The sequence below is a fragment of the Streptomyces sp. AC558_RSS880 genome, from assembly GCF_019049255.1.
Classification (GTDB): Bacteria; Actinomycetota; Actinomycetes; order Streptomycetales; family Streptomycetaceae; genus Streptomyces.
On sequence record NZ_JAGMUJ010000150.1, the window covers coordinates 279,142 to 293,601 of the forward strand.

Consider the following 14,460-nt stretch of genomic DNA (forward strand, 5'->3'; position numbering starts at 1 on the left):
TTCCGGCCGCCCCTCGTGCCGTACGGCGTGAGCGCTACGGCTTCGGTGTGGCGTGGGGTGCGCAGGTCACGTCGGACCGGTCCACCTCGCCGGTGAGCAGGTAGGTGTCCACCCGGTCGTTGACGCAGGGGTTGACCAGGCCGGTGACACCGTGGGATCCGGCGTTCTTCTCGGTGATGAGGCGGGACCCCTTGAGCCGCTGGTGCAGTTCGACGGCGCCCGCGTACGGGGTGGCCGCGTCGCGCTCGGACTGGACGATCAGTACCGGCGGCAGGCCCTTGCCGGACGTGACGTCCACGGGCGTCCGCTGCTTGACCGGCCAGGTGGCGCAGGGCAGGTTCATCCAGGCGTTGGCCCAGGTCATGAACGGATGGTCCCGGTGCAGCCGGGTGTTGTCGCGGTCCCACTTGCGCCAACTGGTGGGCCACTTGGCGTCGGTGCACTCCACGGCCGTGTAGACGGCGTTGCCGTTCTCCGAGGCCGCGTTGCCCGCCGTGTCGGAGAGGTCGGGGGCGGCGGCGTCGACGAGCGCCTGGGTGTCGCCGGCGACGTACCGGCTGAAGACGGCCGCCGTGGGCGCCCACGCCGAGTCGTAGTACGGGGCGCTCTGGAAGAAGGAGATCAGCTCGGCCGGGCCGACGACGCCACCGAGGGGGTTCCTCTCGGCGGTGGCGCGCAGTTCGAGCCACCGCTCCTGGACCTCGGCGCGGGTGTCTCCGAGGTGGTAGGTCGCGTCGTTCTTCGCGACCCAGTCCTGCCAGTCCTTCCAGCGGCCCTCGAAGGCGACGTCCTGGTCCAGGTTGGCCTGGTACCAGATCTTGTCGCGGGAGGGGTTGACGACGCTGTCGACGACCATGCGGCGGACGTGGCCCGGGAAGAGGGTGGCGTAGACGGCGCCGAGGTAGGTGCCGTAGGAGACGCCGAGGAAGTTGAGCTTCTTCTCGCCGAGGGCGGCGCGGATGACGTCGAGGTCGCGAGCGGTGTTCGGCGTGGTCATGTGCGGCAGCATCTCGCCGCTGCGCTCGTAACAGCCCTCGGCGTACGCGCGGGCGAGCTCGCGCTGGGCCCGCTTGTCGGCCTCGGAGCGGGGCACCGGGTCCATCTTGGGCGCCTTGACGAACTCCTGTGGGTCGGCGCAGGAGATGGGCGCGGACTTGCCGACGCCGCGCGGGTCGAAGCCCACGAAGTCGTACGCCCTGGCCGTGTCGGCCCAGACCGGGTTCTTGGCGGTGACCCGGGCCGGGAAGCGCAGACCGGAACCTCCGGGACCACCCGGGTTGTACAGGAGCGCGCCCTGGCGTTCGCTCCTGGTGCCGGTGTTGCCGATGCGGTCGACGGCGAGCTTGATCTGCTTGCCGTACGGCTTGGCGTAGTCCATCGGCACCGAGACCCAGCCGCACTGGATCGGCTCGGGCAGGTTCCAGTCGGCGGGGCAGTCCTGCCAGTCGATGCCGGTCTCCGCGGCCCGGGCGGCGGCGATCGCCACGCCCCTGGCCTCGCGGTCCTTGCCGTGGTGGGTGTCCGCCGTCGCGCTCGCCGTGGGTGCCGCGACGGCGCCGGCTATGAGCGTCGCCGTGACGAGCACTCCGGCCGAACCGCGCGCGGCAGCCCGCCTCTTCGGTCCGCTGTCCCTCAAGTGGGGCCTCCCCGTTCATCGTTGCGATGGGTACGGGGGATCCTCTCCGCTGTGAGGTCGCCGCGGACAGGGGCCGAGGCCGTTCTTTGCCAATCCGATAACCGGGCAAGGGAGTTCCGTCAATCGGACACGGCCGCGAAGGAGGCGGGTGCCCCGTCGAGGAGGCGCCGCAGCCGCAGCGCGTCGGGCGCCACGGCGCTCACCAGGACGGCGGGCCGGCCGGGCGGCGCTTCGGGGACGTCGACCGGGCGGGCCCGGCCGTCAGCCGCCGCATCCGGCCGGGCGCACCGTCATCAGTGCCCGCAGGCCGTCGGCCAGCGTCCGTTCGGAGGTTTCGCCGAAGAGGGCCATCTGGACGGCGAAGCCCTGCACGAGCGCGATCAACGCCCGCGCCGTGGCGTCGGCGTCGGCGTCGGCGTCCATCAGGCCGGCGTCCTTGTAGCTCTCGACCATCCGCCCCCAGGCCATACGGACGTTCCGGTACCCCTCCCCCAGTACGGCCGCCAGCTCGGGACTGCGTGTGGTCTCGCTCCACACCTGGATCATCAGCCGCGGGAACATCCACTCACCGTCGTCCGACATCACCGGCCGGCGCTCCCGCATCTGAGCCAGGGTGCGCGGAATGAGGATCTCGGGGGTCGGCGGCGGGCTCTCCAGGGCGGCCCCTTGGAAGATTTCGCGCACCGTGTCGAGCACTTCGGTCGCGATCGCGGCGATCAGCTCGTCCTTCCCGCGGAAGTACCGGTAGACGGCGCCCGCGGAGAGGTCCGCCTCCTTGAGGACGTCCTGCATCGAGGTGGCGTGGAAGCCGTTGCGGGCGAAGCAGGACGCGGCGCCGTCGAGGATCTGGCGGCGGCGGGCGTCGAGGTGTTCCTGGGATACGCGGGCCATGGCCGCAATCTAAAACGAACATTCCTTCTTGACAAGGAGCGGACGGAGCGGGACGGTGGCGGTGACAGAAAAACGAACGATCCTTCTTTTTTACCGCCGGAGTCATCATGTCCCCCTCGTCACTGTCGCCGCACCGCCGCATCGTCGCCGTGACGCTGCTGGTCCCCGCCCTGGTGGCGCTGGCTCTCTGGGCCTTCGCCTGGCCCGCGGCCCGTACGGCGCCCCGCGACCTGCCGCTCGGTGTCGCCGGCCCCACCGCGGCGACCGCACCGGTGGAGCAGCGGCTGGAGAACCGGGAGGGCGCCTTCGACCTCCACCACTACGCCGACGAGGCCGCCGCCCGGGAAGCGGTCGAGGACCGCGAGGTGTACGGCGCGGTCGTCGTCACCGCGCAGGGGCCGAAACTGCTCACCGCGTCCGCCGCGAGCCCGGTCGTGGCCCAGCTGCTGCAGCAGGCGGTGACGCACCAGGCGTCCGCCTCGGGCAGCGAGGTCACCACCGTGGACGTGGCGCCCGCCGCCGAGGGGGATCCGCGCGGCGCGGTCCTGAACACGAGCGTGCTGCCGCTGGCCCTGGCCGGGATCGGTGCCGGCACCGCGGTGACGCTGCTGGGGCTGCGCGGTGCCCGCGCGGTGGCCGCGCTGGCCGGGTCCGCCGCCCTGGTCGGCGCGGTGGCCGCGGCGCTGGCGCAGAGCTGGCTGGACGCCGTTCCGGGGAACTGGTGGACCGTGGCCGGCACGTTCGCGCTGGCCGCACTGGCCATGGGCGCGGCGGTCGCCGGACTCTCGGCGCTGATCGGACGGGCGGGCATCGCGCTCGGCGGCTTTGTGATCATGCTGCTCGGCAACCCCTTCTCGGGGGCGTCCTCGGCGCCGGAGATGCTGCCCGAGCCGGCCGGGGCGATCGGCCAGTGGCTGCCGCCGGGGGCGGGCGTGTCGCTGCTGCGCTCGGTGTCCTTCTTCGACGGCGCGGCGGCGGCCGGCCCCGCCCTGACGCTGACCTGGTGGGCGGCGCTGGGCCTGGGCGCCGTGCTCCTCGGCCGCGCGATGGAGGAGCGCGCGGGGAACGCGGAGCCCGCCGCCGAGCCGGGCCCGGCCCCCGCCGGCTGACCGGCCGCACGGGGGCCGGCCTCCGGCCGCACGGAACGACCGCGCATCCCCGCCGTGGCGGACGGGGGTGCGCGGTCCCGTCGTGAAGGCTTACGAAGTGGCCGTCCCCCGGTGCTCCGCCGCGATGCCGAAGCGCTGCCGTTCGCGAGGAGCGGACGCGACCTCGCGAACGCCGGCCACGGTGCTGACCACCTGCTCCTCGGCGGGTTCCTGAGCCTGCCCGAGTTCTTCGAGTCGTCGCAGGTCATCGGCGGACACGAGGGCGACGAGGGGCTTTCCGTGCCGGGTCACGACGACGCGCTCACCGCCGTACACCACACGGTTGATGAGGTCGGCGAGCTCAGCCCTGGCTTGGGTAACCGGAATCTCGTAGGCCATGAACCCATCATAACGTCACGTACGTCCTGTACATTTTTTACAGAGACAACCAGACAGGAGGGGCTCTCATGACCCGACCGTCCGCCCGCCACGTCCTGCCCGAGCTCACCGAACGCACGGCAGCCGGGAACCGGACGACGGACCCCTACTCGAAGCTGCTCGAGGAGCGGATCGTCATCCTCGGGACACGGATCGACGAGACCTCCGCCAACGACGTGATGGCGCAGTTCATGTACTTGGAGCACCACTCTCCCGACCGGGACATCTCGCTCTACGTCAACTCCCCCGGCGGCTCCTTCCACGCCATGTCGGCGATCTACGACACGCTGCGCTACGTCACCTGTGACGTGGAGACGATCTGCCTGGGCCGGGCGGAGGGCGCCGCCGCGCTGCTGCTGGCCGCCGGCACCCCGGGCAAGCGACTCCTGCTGCCCGGCTCCCGTCTGGTGCTCCGCCAGCCCTCCCTCCTGGAGCCGGTCGAGGGACAGACCAGTGATCTGGCGATCCAGGCCGAGGAGTTGACCCGTGTCCGGTCGCGGATGGAGGAGATCCTGGTCCGGCACACGGGCCGCACCGCGGAGCAGGTCCGGGCGGACACCGAGCGGGACAGGGTCCTCGACGCACAGGCGGCGGTGGAGTACGGCCTGGCGGACCGGATCGTGCCCAGCCGCAGGAGCGCGTCCCCCGCCTCCGGCGCGAGGTGAGCCGCGGATGCTGCCACCGGAGCTGCCGCCGCTGCCCGCGCTGACCCGCGCGGAGGCCGAGTTGATCGACCGTTACCTCGAGGCCGTCGACCTGCTCGGCAGGGTCAACCCGGCCCTGGGCGGTGACACCTATCGCGGACTGCGCGCCGCTCAGGCCCTGGTCGGCAAGGCCGTCGCGCTGCGCGACGCGCTGACCCTGATGCACCGGCGCGGCGAGAACGAACTGCACTCCGGCACGCTGGCCCGGGCCCTGCGGGTGCTGGACGGCGAGCGGCGCACGGCCCGGGTCACCCTGCCGCCGGGCCCCGGCAGTTGACGCCCGGGGTCCCCGGTCGGCGATCCCGGTCGACAGTGCGCTCTTGCCGGGGTTGAAACGGACCAAACGACGTACCCCCGTCCGGCGTAGACGAACCTGCTGTTTTCGGGCCTTCGAAGTTGCGCAGCGTGTGTACCGCACGACCGGAACGGTGCTTTTCACCCCTGGTCCGGGGCTCCCCGGGCCCTCGGCGGGGACCCGGACAGAGGGGTGTCCACCCGAACGGATGAGTGGTGAGTAACAACACAAATCCCACGTTCCGTTGGGATTTCGATCGCGCCATGCGCCAAGATCCCTGACTGACGACAAGACCCCGCCGCCGCGGCGGGGCGATCCGGGCGGACGCCGAGTCCTGCCGCCGCCCGGATGACCGGTCGACAGGAGTGGATCGGCAGGAGTGGAGGACCCAGGCAAGACGGGCCGCCGGGACGTCAGTTCCGAGCAGTCCTTGGGGTGAAGCCGCACGTGTGCGGCCGGGCCACTTCGCCAGCCCGAATCCGACAGGTCATCCTTCACAGGCGGCTGACGAAGGGTTGCGCATGACTGCGCTCAATCGTGTCCCGTCTCTCATGGCCCGGGCCGGCACGGCCTCGGCTCTCACCCTGGCCGCGGTGGGCGGCTCCATCGTGGTCCCCGGCGCCGCCTCGGAGGCGTCCGCCGCGAGCCCGGCCACCAAGGCGCTGCGCATCGCCGCCTCCAAGCAGGGCTCGCCCTACAAGTGGGGCGCCACGGGGCCGTACAGGTTCGACTGCTCGGGTCTGACGCTGTATTCGTTCAAGAAGGCGGGCAAGAAGCTGCCGCGCACCGCCGCCCAGCAGTACAACAAGACGCGCCACATCTCCGCCGGGAACCGCAGGGCGGGAGACCTGGTGTTCTTCCATTCGGGCAGCTACGTCTACCACGTCGGCATCTACGCGGGTAAGGGCAAGATCTGGCACGCCCCGAAGACCGGGGACGTGGTGCGCCTGCAGAAGATCTGGACCCGCAGCGTCTGGTACGGCCGGGTGAAGTGACCGCGGGGGCGGCGGCGCCCCCGCCGTGCCGCCGCCCCGCCTCCTTCGGCCGAGGCGGTTCCTACTGCTCCTGCTGTCCGGCCGCCGTGACCGCTTCGGCGGCCGGGGCGGTCCACGGGAGTTCGACCGATACGGTCTTGCCGCCCTCGCACGTGGGGCGGACTCTGAGCCTGCCGCCGCATTCCGCGGCCAGACAGCGGATGATGACCAGCCCGCGGCCGTTGTCCTGCTGGACCGCCGCGGGCAGCCGCTTGGGGAGCCGCGGGTGGCTGTCCGTGACACCGACGTGCAACCGTTCGTCCCGGACCAGGACGACGTCCACGGTGAACGTGGGCGACTGCCCGAACGTGTGCTGCACGGCGTTGGTGGCGAGTTCGGAGACGATCAGCCGGACGGTTTCGCACAGTTCCGTGTCCGCCGGCACGCCCCATTCCTCCAGTGTGCCCACCACATGGGCACGGGCGGCCGCGACCGAGGCGGGATCGCTCGGCAGAGTGACGGATGCTTCCAGATGGTCTGCCATGGCGACGTCGTCCCTTTCCACGGGACCGCGGTCCGACACGGAGCGGATGGTTCGAGTACGGTCCCGCACTGGTGCTTCGCCGCCAGACTGCCATCACCGCGCGGCACAGGACGGCGATCCACCAAGATGTGCATATATCTGTCGCTCAAAGCGGTGAACTCTGCGACGGGAGACCGTATCCGGGCGACTCGGAAGGAGTAAGGAGAAGCCCATGCAGCACGGTCCCGCGGTGCGCCGCCGGAAACTGGGCGCCGAACTGCGCGCACTGCGCACCTCGGCGGGACTCACCAGCGGCGAGGCGGCCCGCCTTGCGGGCTGGCACCAGTCGAAGGTGAGCCGGATCGAGACGGGCACGAGCGGGGTGAAACCGCCCGACGTGCGGTTACTGCTCGACGTCTACGGCGTGGCCGACCCGCAGTTGCGGGAGTTGCTGCTGATGCTGTCGGGCTCCGGCGACGGGGACGGACGGCACCACTGGTGGCACGCCTACCGCGGTGTACTGCCGCCGACCTACCGGGACTTCATCAGCCTGGAGTCTCAGGCGAGCACGATGCGCACCCTGGAGACCACGGTGATCCCGGGACTGCTGCAGACGCCGGAGTACGCGCGTGCGGTGACGGAGGCGGCCCTGGAGGACGCGTCGGAGGAGCGGCTGGACGCGCTGGTGGAGGTGCGGCTGGCCCGGCAGGACGTGCTGCGGGCGACGCCACCGCTGGAGCTGAGCGCGGTCCTGGACGAGGCGGTGCTGCGCCGGGAGGTCGGCGGTCCCGGCGTGATGGCCCGTCAGTTGAACCGGCTGGTCGAGGCGGCCCGTCTCCCCCAAGTGCGGTTGCAGGTCCTGCCGTTCGGCGCCGGAGCACACATCGGCATGACCGGTCCTTTCGTAATCTTTTCATTTTCGCGCACTTCTGATCTGGACGTGGTTGTTCTCGACCACTTGACGAGTAGCCTCCATCTGGAGCGGAAAGAAGACCTCCGGGTGTACTCGGAGGCCTTCGACGCCCTCTCGATCCACGCCCTTTCACCCGAGGACTCGTTGGATTTCATCGCCGGTGCAGCCGCCGGCGCGTAAGGAGGCACGATGCCCGTACCGCCTCGGACCATCCCTTCCGGCCTCGCACTGCACGATGTGAGGTGGCTGCGCAGCAGCTACAGCACGGGTGCGAACAACTGCGTGGAGACGGCCCGGCCGGCCGCCGGCCCCCTGGCCGGACTGCTCGCCGTGCGCGACTCCAAGGCCCCGGACGGGCCCGCGCTGCTCTTCTCCCCCGCCAGCTGGACGGAGTTCGTGACCGCGGTCGGCTGACGAGCCGACCGGTCAGCCCGTCATCGAGCGACGCACGGCCGTGTCCCGCCGACTCATGGCCGCGTCTCGCCGATCACCCGTACAGCGCGTTCGATCTCCGCCCCGGACAGGTCCGCGCGGGCGGTCAGTCTGAGCCGTGAGACGCCGTCGGGCACGGAAGGAGGACGGAAGCAGCCCACGGACAGGCCGGCCGCCCGGCAGTCGGCCGCCCATCGCACGGCCTGCTCCGGGGAAGAGGCACGCACGGAGACGACCGCGGCGTCCGGACGCACCGCTTCCAGACCCGCGGCCGTCAGCCGGTCGTGCAGTTCCCGCGCCACCTCGCCCGCCCGTGCCGCGCGCCCGGGTTCGCGGCGCAGCAGCCGCAGGGCCGCCAGGGCCGCACCCGCGGCGGCGGGGGCGAGCCCCGTGTCGAAGATGAACGTCCGGGCCGCGTTGACCAGGTGCTCGATCACCCGGGCCGGGCCGAGCACCGCTCCACCCTGGCTGCCGAGCGACTTGGACAGCGTCACCGTCACGACGACGTCGTCGGCGCCCGCCAGTCCCGCCGCGTGCGGGGCCCCGCGCCCGCCGTCGCCGAGCACGCCGAGACCGTGCGCGTCGTCGAGCACCAGACCCGCGCCGTGCTCCCGGCACGCCGCGGCGAGCCCGGTGAGCGGGGCGGCGTCGCCGTCCACCGAGAACACCGTGTCGGACACCGCGACCGCGGGTCCGTCGTGCCCGTCCAGCGCCTTGCGCACGGCATCGGGATCGGAGTGCGCCGCGACCTGTGTCGTACCGCGGGCCAGCCGGCAACCGTCGATCAGCGAGGCGTGGTTGCCCGCGTCGGAGACGATCCTGGAGCCGTGCGGGGCCAGTGCGGTGACGGCGGCGAGGTTGGCCGCGTAGCCGGAGGAGAAGACCAGGGCCGCCTCGAAGCCGCAGAAGGCGGCCAGTTCGCGTTCCAGTTCGGTGTGGAGTGCGGTGGTGCCGGTGACGAGCCGGGAGCCCGTCGCCCCGCCGCCCCAGGTCCGCGCGGCCCGTGCGGCGCCCTCGGTGACCTCCGGATGCCGGGCCAGACCCAGGTAGTCGTTGCTCGCCAGATCGAGCAGCGGCGTGTCGGCGGCCCGGGGACGCAGGGTGCGTACGAGTCCGGCCCGGCGGCGCAGTTCCGCCTGCTCGTCGATCCAGCCGAACGCCATGGGTCCTCCGGGGTTTTTGTAGGCAGTGCACAGACATTAGCGGGAGGCCGGACGGACCACTGTGTGGCAATACCCACACCTCGAAGTGCCCCTGTTGTACGAACCCACCTTGGCCCGGGCGGGTCGGGTAGGACAGGATCGGCTCCCATGGACCTGCTGAACACGCTGGTGGACAAGGGGCTTCGGCGCGAGACGCCGACCCGCGGGGAAGCTCTGGCCGTCCTCGCGACGTCCGACGACGACCTGCTCGATGTGGTGGCCGCGGCCGGGAGGGTGCGGCGGCACTGGTTCGGCCGACGGGTGAAACTCAACTATCTCGTCAACCTCAAGTCCGGCCTGTGCCCGGAGGACTGCTCCTACTGTTCCCAGCGGCTCGGCTCCAAGGCCGACATCCTGAAGTACACCTGGCTCAAGCCGGACCAGGCGTCACAGGCGGCCGCCGCCGGTCTCGCGGGCGGCGCCAAGCGGGTGTGCCTGGTGGCCAGCGGCCGGGGTCCGACCGACCGTGACGTGGACCGGGTCTCCGAGACCATCAAGGCGATCAAGGACCAGAACGAGGGCGTCGAGGTGTGCGCCTGTCTCGGCCTGCTCTCCGACGGACAGGCGGAGCGGCTGCGCGAGGCGGGCGCGGACGCCTACAACCACAACCTCAACACGTCCGAGTCGACGTACGGAGACATCACGACCACCCACACGTACGCCGACCGGGTGGACACGGTGCGGAAGGCGCACGCCGCCGGTCTGTCGGCCTGCTCGGGCCTGATCGCCGGCATGGGCGAGAGCGACGAGGACCTGGTCGACGTGGTCTTCTCGCTGCGGGAGCTGGACCCGGACTCGGTACCGGTCAACTTCCTGATCCCGATGGAGGGCACGCCGCTCGCCAAGGAGTGGCACCTCACCCCGCAGCGGTGCCTGCGCATCCTGGCGATGACGCGGTTCGTCTGCCCGGACGTCGAGGTGCGGATCGCCGGCGGACGTGAGGTGCACCTGCGCACGATGCAGCCGCTCGCGCTGCACCTGGCCAACTCGATCTTCCTCGGTGACTACCTCACCAGCGAGGGCCAGGCCGGCAAGGCGGACCTGGAGATGATCGCGGACGCGGGGTTCGAGGTGGAGGGCACCGGTGAGGTGACGCTGCCCGAGCACCGCGCGGGCGGCGGCTGCGGCTCCCACGAGGGCGGCGGTGTGTGCGGTTCGGCGGCCGCGGGCTCCTGTGGGAGTGCGCCCGAGGAGCCCCGTACGGACCTGGTCGCCGTGCGCCGCCGGGGAGCCGGAACGGACCTCGCGCCCAATGCCTGAGCGGTCCGTCGCCGAACTGCTGGAGCTGGACCGGCGGCACGTCTGGCACCCGTACGGGCCCATGCCGGGCCGTCAGGAACCGCTCGTCGTGGAGTCGGCGAGCGGGGTACGGCTGAAACTCGCCGACGGCTCGGGCGAACTGGTCGACGGGATGTCGTCCTGGTGGTCGGCGATCCACGGCTACAACCACCCGGTGCTCAACGAGGCCGCGCGCGGGCAGCTGGAGCGGATGAGCCACGTGATGTTCGGCGGGCTCACCCACGAGCCCGCCGTGCGGCTGGCGAAGCTGCTCGTCGACATGGTTCCGGAGGGTCTGGAGCACGTGTTCCTCGCCGACTCCGGATCGGTGTCGGTCGAGGTCGCGGTCAAGATGTGCCTGCAGTACTGGCGTTCGCTGGGCCGGCCGGAGAAGCGGCGGCTGCTGACCTGGCGGGGCGGCTACCACGGCGACACCTGGCAGCCGATGTCGGTGTGCGACCCCGAGGGCGGGATGCACGAGCTGTGGTCCGGGGTACTGCCGCGTCAGGTGTTCGCCGAGGCCCCGCCCGCGGAGTACGAGGAGTCCTACGCCGGCCATCTGTGGGAGACGGTCGAGCGGCACGCCGGCGAGCTGGCCGCGGTGATCGTGGAGCCGGTGGTGCAGGGTGCGGGCGGGATGCGGTTCCACTCCCCCGCGTATCTGCGGGTGCTGCGCGAGGCGTGCGACGCGCACGGCGTGCTGCTGGTGTTCGACGAGATCGCGACCGGGTTCGGGCGCACGGGCGCGTTGTTCGCAGCGGAACACGCGGCGGTGACGCCGGATGTGATGTGTGTGGGCAAGGCGCTGACCGGCGGTTATCTGACCATGGCGGCGACGCTGTGCACCGCGCGGGTGGCCGAGGGCATCTCGCGCGGTGAGGTGCCGGTGCTGGCGCACGGGCCGACGTTCATGGGCAATCCGCTGGCGGCGGCCGTGGCCTGTGCCTCCGTCGAGCTGCTGCTCGGCCAGGACTGGCGCGCGGAGGTCGGGCGGATCGAGGCGGGCCTGCGGGAGGGGCTGGCACCGGCGGCCGGGCTGCCCGGGGTGCGGGACGTGCGGGTGCTCGGTGCCATCGGGGTCGTCCAGCTCGATCACGCCGTCGACGTGCGGGCGGCCACGGAGGCCGCCGTGCGTGAGGGCGTGTGGCTGCGGCCGTTCCGCGATCTGATCTACACCATGCCGCCGTACGTCACGGGTGACGTGGACGTGGCGCGCATCGCCCGCGCGGTGTGCGCGGCGGCGAAGGAGGGATGACATGCCGGTGTTGGTGATCACGGGCACGGGCACCGAGGTCGGCAAGACGGTGGTGACGGCCGCCCTCGCCGCGACGGCGCTGGCGGCGGGCCGGTCGGTGGCCGTGCTGAAGGCGGCGCAGACGGGGGTGCGGCCGGACGAGGCCGGGGACGCCGAGGAGGTCGCGCGGCTCGCCGGTGCGGTGACGACGGCCGAACTGGCCCGGTACCCGGATCCGCTGGCGCCGGCCACGGCGGCCCGCCGGGCCGGCCGGGCGCCGGTGCATCCGCACGAGGTCGCGGAGCGGGCCGCCAAGCTGGCCACGGAGCACGATCTGGTGCTGGTGGAGGGCGCGGGCGGGCTGCTCGTACGGTTCGACGCGGCCGGCGGAACGCTGGCGGACGCGGCGGCGCTGCTGTCCGCGCCGGTGCTGGTGGTGGCGTCGGCCGGGCTCGGCACCCTGAACGTCACGGAGCTGACGGCCCGTGAGCTGCGCGGCCGGGGGCTGGACCTGGCGGGTGTGGTGATCGGCAGCTGGCCCACCGAGCCCGACCTGGCCTCGCGGTGCAATCTGCTGGACCTGCCGGACGTGACCGGTGTCCCGCTGCTGGGCGCCGTACCGGCCGGGGCGGGCGCGCTGGACCCCGCCGGGTTCCGGGCCTCGGCACCGCACTGGCTGGAGCCCCGGCTGGAGGGGACCTGGGACGCGGAGACGTTCCGGGTGCGCGAGGCGCCCTGACGGCGAGCGGGGGTGCGGGGCGTCCGTTCGGGGGAGAATCGGCGTAGGCCCGTCCTGGGGGAGGCCCTCATGCAGCTACCGTCCGGCCGGTCCACGAAGGTGGAACGGGATGCCGTGCACCATCCGCTGTTCGCGCGGTACTACGCCCGGCTCAGCGTCGCCGCCGAGACCCGCGCGGGAATGGCCGGGGTGCGGCGCAGACTGATCGGCGGGCTGTCCGGCCGGGTGATCGAGGTCGGCGCGGGCAATGGTCTGAACTTCGCGCACTATCCGGGCACCGTCTCGGAGATCGTCGCCATCGAGCCGGAGCGGGGGCTGCGGGCGCTGGCCGTGGAGGCCGCCCTGCGCGCCCGGCTGCCGGTGGATGTCGTGCCGGGTGCGGCGGAGGCGCTGCCGGTCAAGAGCGAGGCGTTCGACGCGGCGGTGCTCTCACTGGTGCTGTGCAGCGTCCGGGACGTGCCGCGGGCGCTCGCGGAGCTGAGGCGGGTGCTGCGGCCGGGCGGCGAGGTGCGGTTCTTCGAGCACGGCCGGGGCGGCGGCCCGGTCATGCGCCTCACCCAGCGGGTGCTGGACCGGACGGTGTGGCCGCCGCTGGCCGGTGGCTGCCATGTGGCGCGTGACCCGGTCGGCGCGCTGCGTCGGGCGGGGTTCGAGCTCGGCCCCTACCGGCGGGTGCTGATGCCGGAGAAGGGGCCGGCGCTGCCCACCTCGTACTGCGTCATGGGCACCGCGTGGCGGCCGACGGGCGACGCGGCGGCCGACGGGAGCTGATCACTCGCACCAGCGGCGCAGCTCGGCGGCGATGTCGTCCACGGTCGCCTCGCCGGTCTTGACGAGCCGGGCCAGATCGCGCACCTGCTCGGGTGAGGTGACGACCTTCAGACCACTGGCGACGAGATAGGCGTACGCGACGGCGGAGGCGAAGAGGGCGTTGGACCGCTCCAGCGCGGGGATGTGGATCAGCAGCTGGAGCAGTGAGGCGGCGCGGGCGTGCGGGCCGTCGTAGACGGGGACGTCGAAGATCTCGGCCTCGTGGCGTGCGACGGCGGCGACGAGGGCGCCCCAGTCGGTGACCTGGGGGTCTCCCGGGGTCTGCCGCTCGGCGAGCATGAGCAGCCAGGCGAGGTCGATGCGCAGGTCGTTCAACGGCTCAGCGGCGGCCTTCGCGGGCGCCCTCGCGGTCGTTGCCGAACTCCTCGGCGAAGACGCTCTCGTACTGCTTCATGAAGTCGGCGGCGGCATCGACGAAGGCGCGGCCCGCCTCGCCGGTGTCCTGCCGGACCAGTTCCTCGATGTAGCGGTTCACGCTCATCCCGCGCGCCTGGGCACGTTCCCGCGCCGCGCGGGCGGTGCCCTCGTCCACGCGCACGTTCAGCTGGGTCTTCGCCATGCCTCGAAGCTAGCGCCGGGACGCTAGCAACGGCAAGTGCCGCGGCACGGTCGGAGACGTCGCGTACGGACGGGGCGGGGGACCGGCGGCCGGGGTCCGGATCGTGGAATGTCGTGCCGTGCGGGATCCCGCGTGCTGTGATCACCTCATGACCGAGCTGCGCATACGGGCCGCGACGCCCGAGGATCTCGACACCGTGCTGGCCTTCTGGAAGGTGGCCGCCGAGGGCACGAGCATCAGTGACGACCGGGACGGCGTGGAGCGGCTGGTCGCCCGCGATCCCGGGGCGCTGATCCTCGCGGAGAGCGGCGGCGAGCTGGCCGGCACGGTGATCGCGGGCTTCGACGGCTGGCGGTGCCATCTCTACCGGCTGGCGGTGCACCCGGACCGCCGTCGCCGGGGCATCGGCTCCGCGCTGCTGACCGCCGCGGAGGAGCGGTTCGTACGTCTGGGCGGGCGCCGCGCGGACGCGATGGTGCTCCAGGACAACGAGACGGCCCATCATGCATGGGGCGCCGCGGGGTACGCGCGGGAGGAACGCTGGCGGCGCTGGGTGAAGCCCCTCACCGGGTGATCCACGGCCCGACGGCATCCTTTTGCCGATCCTTTACCCTTGGACGGCCACCCGGTCCTCCATGAAAGGTTGTGTGCGTCCTCCCATGGGCGAGCCCTCCGGTCCGCGACATCGCGCATCTGTTCCCGTCCTGTCCGACCATGGGACAG

The 14,460-nt window shown here is 72.2% G+C and carries 18 protein-coding genes and 1 riboswitch; of the genes, 11 read left to right on the plus strand and 7 right to left on the minus strand.

Annotation, left to right across the window (positions count from 1 at the left end):
• Positions 1–34: 34 nt before the first annotated feature.
• Together KUM38_RS34425 and KUM38_RS34435 are read right to left on the minus strand one after the other, a co-directional pair.
• Positions 35–1,636, minus strand: a complete 1,602-nt coding sequence (locus KUM38_RS34425; protein ID WP_217135398.1) for an alpha/beta hydrolase — start codon at positions 1,634–1,636, stop codon at positions 35–37.
• Between the two features lie 261 nt (positions 1,637–1,897).
• Entirely contained in the window at positions 1,898–2,527 is a 630-nt protein-coding gene (locus tag KUM38_RS34435; protein WP_217135400.1) for a TetR/AcrR family transcriptional regulator, read from the minus strand.
• A gap of 107 nt (positions 2,528–2,634) precedes the next feature.
• Between KUM38_RS34435 and KUM38_RS34440 the strand changes: the two genes are divergently transcribed.
• Positions 2,635–3,636: an ABC transporter permease gene (locus tag KUM38_RS34440; RefSeq protein WP_217135402.1), complete on the plus strand. Its 1,002-nt coding sequence runs from the start codon at positions 2,635–2,637 to the stop codon at positions 3,634–3,636.
• Between the two features lie 90 nt (positions 3,637–3,726).
• Here the strand turns inward: KUM38_RS34440 and KUM38_RS34445 are convergent, their stop codons facing one another.
• Positions 3,727–4,014 carry a type II toxin-antitoxin system Phd/YefM family antitoxin gene (locus KUM38_RS34445; protein WP_217135404.1) on the minus strand — a complete coding sequence of 96 codons (288 nt, stop codon included), beginning with the start codon at positions 4,012–4,014 and terminating at the stop codon, positions 3,727–3,729.
• Between the two features lie 68 nt (positions 4,015–4,082).
• On the opposite strand from KUM38_RS34445, the gene KUM38_RS34450 reads away from it, so the two are divergent.
• From KUM38_RS34450 to KUM38_RS34460, 3 genes are all read left to right on the plus strand, one after another.
• A complete protein-coding gene (locus KUM38_RS34450; protein ID WP_217135406.1) occupies positions 4,083–4,718 on the plus strand; it encodes an ATP-dependent Clp protease proteolytic subunit in 636 nt (211 codons plus the stop codon).
• A gap of 7 nt (positions 4,719–4,725) precedes the next feature.
• Positions 4,726–5,034 (plus strand): hypothetical protein, encoded by a 309-nt coding sequence (locus tag KUM38_RS34455; protein WP_217135408.1) that lies wholly within the window; start codon positions 4,726–4,728, stop codon positions 5,032–5,034.
• Between the two features lie 333 nt (positions 5,035–5,367).
• A riboswitch (cyclic di-AMP (ydaO/yuaA leader) is annotated at positions 5,368–5,570 on the plus strand.
• Positions 5,571–5,573: 3 nt separating this feature from the next.
• Positions 5,574–6,047: a C40 family peptidase gene (locus KUM38_RS34460; protein ID WP_217135410.1), complete on the plus strand. Its 474-nt coding sequence runs from the start codon at positions 5,574–5,576 to the stop codon at positions 6,045–6,047.
• A gap of 61 nt (positions 6,048–6,108) precedes the next feature.
• On the opposite strand, the gene KUM38_RS34465 is transcribed toward KUM38_RS34460, so the two are convergent.
• Positions 6,109–6,570 (minus strand): ATP-binding protein, encoded by a 462-nt coding sequence (locus KUM38_RS34465; protein ID WP_217135412.1) that lies wholly within the window; start codon positions 6,568–6,570, stop codon positions 6,109–6,111.
• Positions 6,571–6,781: 211 nt separating this feature from the next.
• On the opposite strand from KUM38_RS34465, the gene KUM38_RS34470 reads away from it, so the two are divergent.
• Entirely contained in the window at positions 6,782–7,642 is an 861-nt protein-coding gene (locus tag KUM38_RS34470) for a helix-turn-helix transcriptional regulator (RefSeq protein ID WP_217135415.1), read from the plus strand.
• Positions 7,643–7,651: 9 nt separating this feature from the next.
• A complete protein-coding gene (locus KUM38_RS34475) occupies positions 7,652–7,876 on the plus strand; it encodes a DUF397 domain-containing protein (RefSeq protein ID WP_217135416.1) in 225 nt (74 codons plus the stop codon).
• Positions 7,877–7,929: 53 nt separating this feature from the next.
• On the opposite strand, the gene KUM38_RS34480 is transcribed toward KUM38_RS34475, so the two are convergent.
• Positions 7,930–9,057 carry an 8-amino-7-oxononanoate synthase gene (locus KUM38_RS34480; RefSeq protein WP_217135418.1) on the minus strand — a complete coding sequence of 376 codons (1,128 nt, stop codon included), beginning with the start codon at positions 9,055–9,057 and terminating at the stop codon, positions 7,930–7,932.
• 147 nt (positions 9,058–9,204) lie between these two features.
• Between KUM38_RS34480 and bioB the strand changes: the two genes are divergently transcribed.
• The 4 genes from bioB to KUM38_RS34500 all read left to right on the plus strand — a co-directional run bounded on the left by bioB (position 9,205) and on the right by KUM38_RS34500 (position 13,118).
• Complete coding sequence (bioB, locus tag KUM38_RS34485) at positions 9,205–10,356, plus strand: biotin synthase BioB (protein WP_217135420.1); 1,152 nt, start codon at positions 9,205–9,207, stop codon at positions 10,354–10,356.
• Positions 10,349–11,629 (plus strand): adenosylmethionine--8-amino-7-oxononanoate transaminase, encoded by a 1,281-nt coding sequence (locus KUM38_RS34490; protein ID WP_217135423.1) that lies wholly within the window; start codon positions 10,349–10,351, stop codon positions 11,627–11,629. Before bioB ends, KUM38_RS34490 begins: the two co-directional genes overlap by 8 nt.
• A gap of 1 nt (position 11,630) precedes the next feature.
• Positions 11,631–12,347 (plus strand): dethiobiotin synthase, encoded by a 717-nt coding sequence (gene bioD, locus KUM38_RS34495; RefSeq protein ID WP_217135425.1) that lies wholly within the window; start codon positions 11,631–11,633, stop codon positions 12,345–12,347.
• A 69-nt stretch (positions 12,348–12,416) separates the two neighbouring features.
• Complete coding sequence (locus KUM38_RS34500) at positions 12,417–13,118, plus strand: class I SAM-dependent methyltransferase (RefSeq protein WP_217135426.1); 702 nt, start codon at positions 12,417–12,419, stop codon at positions 13,116–13,118.
• Here the strand turns inward: KUM38_RS34500 and KUM38_RS34505 are convergent, their stop codons facing one another.
• Together KUM38_RS34505 and KUM38_RS34510 are read right to left on the minus strand one after the other, a co-directional pair.
• Complete coding sequence (locus KUM38_RS34505) at positions 13,119–13,493, minus strand: fic family toxin-antitoxin system, toxin component (protein ID WP_217135429.1); 375 nt, start codon at positions 13,491–13,493, stop codon at positions 13,119–13,121. It lies immediately after the preceding gene.
• A gap of 4 nt (positions 13,494–13,497) precedes the next feature.
• Positions 13,498–13,737 (minus strand): toxin-antitoxin system HicB family antitoxin, encoded by a 240-nt coding sequence (locus tag KUM38_RS34510; RefSeq protein WP_217135432.1) that lies wholly within the window; start codon positions 13,735–13,737, stop codon positions 13,498–13,500.
• Between the two features lie 148 nt (positions 13,738–13,885).
• Here KUM38_RS34510 and KUM38_RS34515 point away from each other — a divergent pair, with 148 nt between their 5' ends.
• Complete coding sequence (locus tag KUM38_RS34515) at positions 13,886–14,311, plus strand: GNAT family N-acetyltransferase (RefSeq protein WP_217135434.1); 426 nt, start codon at positions 13,886–13,888, stop codon at positions 14,309–14,311.
• Positions 14,312–14,460 lie beyond the last annotated feature (149 nt).

Bases quoted from the DNA above. Each gene is read 5' to 3' on its own strand.
- KUM38_RS34435 (WP_217135400.1), bottom strand. From the start codon at position 2,527: ATGGCCCGCGTATCCCAGGAACACCTCGACGCCCGCCGCCGCCAGATC.
- KUM38_RS34440 (WP_217135402.1), top strand. From the start codon at position 2,635: ATGTCCCCCTCGTCACTGTCGCCGCACCGCCGCATCGTCGCCGTGACG.
- KUM38_RS34445 (WP_217135404.1), bottom strand. From the start codon at position 4,014: ATGGCCTACGAGATTCCGGTTACCCAAGCCAGGGCTGAGCTCGCCGAC.
- KUM38_RS34450 (WP_217135406.1), top strand. From the start codon at position 4,083: ATGACCCGACCGTCCGCCCGCCACGTCCTGCCCGAGCTCACCGAACGC.
- KUM38_RS34455 (WP_217135408.1), top strand. From the start codon at position 4,726: ATGCTGCCACCGGAGCTGCCGCCGCTGCCCGCGCTGACCCGCGCGGAG.
- KUM38_RS34460 (WP_217135410.1), top strand. From the start codon at position 5,574: ATGACTGCGCTCAATCGTGTCCCGTCTCTCATGGCCCGGGCCGGCACG.
- KUM38_RS34465 (WP_217135412.1), bottom strand. From the start codon at position 6,570: ATGGCAGACCATCTGGAAGCATCCGTCACTCTGCCGAGCGATCCCGCC.
- KUM38_RS34470 (WP_217135415.1), top strand. From the start codon at position 6,782: ATGCAGCACGGTCCCGCGGTGCGCCGCCGGAAACTGGGCGCCGAACTG.
- KUM38_RS34475 (WP_217135416.1), top strand. From the start codon at position 7,652: ATGCCCGTACCGCCTCGGACCATCCCTTCCGGCCTCGCACTGCACGAT.
- KUM38_RS34480 (WP_217135418.1), bottom strand. From the start codon at position 9,057: ATGGCGTTCGGCTGGATCGACGAGCAGGCGGAACTGCGCCGCCGGGCC.
- bioB (WP_217135420.1), top strand. From the start codon at position 9,205: ATGGACCTGCTGAACACGCTGGTGGACAAGGGGCTTCGGCGCGAGACG.
- KUM38_RS34490 (WP_217135423.1), top strand. From the start codon at position 10,349: ATGCCTGAGCGGTCCGTCGCCGAACTGCTGGAGCTGGACCGGCGGCAC.
- bioD (WP_217135425.1), top strand. From the start codon at position 11,631: ATGCCGGTGTTGGTGATCACGGGCACGGGCACCGAGGTCGGCAAGACG.
- KUM38_RS34500 (WP_217135426.1), top strand. From the start codon at position 12,417: ATGCAGCTACCGTCCGGCCGGTCCACGAAGGTGGAACGGGATGCCGTG.
- KUM38_RS34510 (WP_217135432.1), bottom strand. From the start codon at position 13,737: ATGGCGAAGACCCAGCTGAACGTGCGCGTGGACGAGGGCACCGCCCGC.
- KUM38_RS34515 (WP_217135434.1), top strand. From the start codon at position 13,886: ATGACCGAGCTGCGCATACGGGCCGCGACGCCCGAGGATCTCGACACC.